Source organism: Clostridium sp. SGI.024 (genome assembly GCF_050315195.1).
Lineage (GTDB): Bacteria > Bacillota > Clostridia > Clostridiales > Clostridiaceae > Clostridium.
Genome location: NZ_JBNPON010000158.1, coordinates 1 through 525, shown reverse-complemented (window position 1 = coordinate 525; position 525 = coordinate 1). Strand labels below are relative to the sequence as shown.

Below are 525 nucleotides of genomic sequence, written 5' to 3'. Positions count from 1 at the left end.
TGGAGCGGGTGATGAGAATCGAACTCACGTAACTTGCTTGGAAGGCAAGGGCTCTACCATTGAGCTACACCCGCATATTATGGAGCGAAAGACGGGACTCGAACCCGCAACATTCACCTTGGCAAGGTGACGCTCTACCATTGAGCCACTTCCGCTTATTTTCTTAATTTTAAAATATATATGGTGCAGATGAAGGGAGTCGAACCCCCACGCCAATGGCGCTAGATCCTAAGTCTAGTGCGTCTGCCAATTCCGCCACATCTGCATATATATTTGGTGGCTTACCCGGGAATCGAACCCGGTACACCTTGATTAAAAGTCAAGTGCTCTACCGAATGAGCTAGTAAACCACATGGCTGGGATAGCAGGATTCGAACCTACGAATACCGCAGTCAAAGTGCGGTGCCTTACCGCTTGGCGATATCCCAGTATTAATGGGGTGAACGATGGGACTCGAACCCACGACAACCAGTGCCACAAACTGGCGCTCTACCAACTGAACTACGTTCACCATTAATGGTGCGT

Annotated in this window: 6 tRNA genes; all 6 read right to left on the bottom strand. The window is 49.5% G+C overall.

The annotated features are described in order from the left end of the window. The 6 genes from ACQRD5_RS17200 to ACQRD5_RS17175 all read right to left on the bottom strand — a co-directional run bounded on the left by ACQRD5_RS17200 (nucleotide 1) and on the right by ACQRD5_RS17175 (nucleotide 511). Nucleotides 1–74 (bottom strand) — tRNA-Gly (locus ACQRD5_RS17200). A gap of 6 nt (nucleotides 75–80) precedes the next feature. Beyond that, nucleotides 81–155 (bottom strand) — tRNA-Gly (locus ACQRD5_RS17195). A gap of 26 nt (nucleotides 156–181) precedes the next feature. After that, a tRNA-Leu gene (locus tag ACQRD5_RS17190) sits at nucleotides 182–265 on the bottom strand. Between the two features lie 9 nt (nucleotides 266–274). Next, a tRNA-Lys gene (locus ACQRD5_RS17185) sits at nucleotides 275–350 on the bottom strand. 3 nt (nucleotides 351–353) lie between these two features. Next, nucleotides 354–428 (bottom strand) — tRNA-Gln (locus ACQRD5_RS17180). Nucleotides 429–435: 7 nt separating this feature from the next. Next, a tRNA-His gene (locus ACQRD5_RS17175) sits at nucleotides 436–511 on the bottom strand. Nucleotides 512–525: the final 14 nt, after the last annotated feature.